This is a genomic window from Streptococcus suis, from assembly GCF_002960425.1.
In the GTDB taxonomy this organism is placed as follows: Bacteria; Bacillota; Bacilli; order Lactobacillales; family Streptococcaceae; genus Streptococcus; species Streptococcus suis_S.
Genome location: NZ_POIZ01000088.1, coordinates 1 through 461, shown reverse-complemented (window position 1 = coordinate 461; position 461 = coordinate 1). Strand labels below are relative to the sequence as shown.

The window sequence follows — 461 nt, the reverse complement described above, 5'->3', positions numbered from 1 at the left end:
GTGACTGTAACAGTTTTAGCTTTCACAACAACAGTGAAGGCTTGGTCGATAGCCTTGTCAGTATCGAAGACTTGTCCACCGTCTTTGGTGAAGTCATCACGAACCACTTCATAGCCTTGGTTTGTTAACTCTGTAATACGAGCTGTTGTGGTGTAGCTGATTGGCTCACCTGACTTACCAGTCACCTCATCCACAGCACCTAGCTGTTTGCCACCTTCATCTTGGTAAGTGATGGTAGCTTTTTGGGCATCTTTCACATATCTAACGATAACTTCAGTGTCTGGATCAGTTGCCGGAACATCCTGAACAGCTTCGACACTTGCCTTGTCTGGTGTGTAACCTGCAATAGCTGGTGTGTCTACTTTGTCGAAGTCATCATCAGTTGAGGTCCAGTCACCATAAGTCACTTCTTTAGTCACTAGGTTAACGGTCGCAGTACGTTTGTAGGTCAGCGTTTCAAC

The 461-nt window shown here is 45.8% G+C and carries 1 protein-coding gene; it reads right to left on the bottom strand.

Features of this window, described 5'->3' with window-relative positions; translation table 11 throughout:
- Positions 1 to 461 (bottom strand): mucin-binding protein (locus C1G57_RS11175; RefSeq protein WP_419579860.1); only part of this gene is annotated, 461 nt, incomplete at both ends.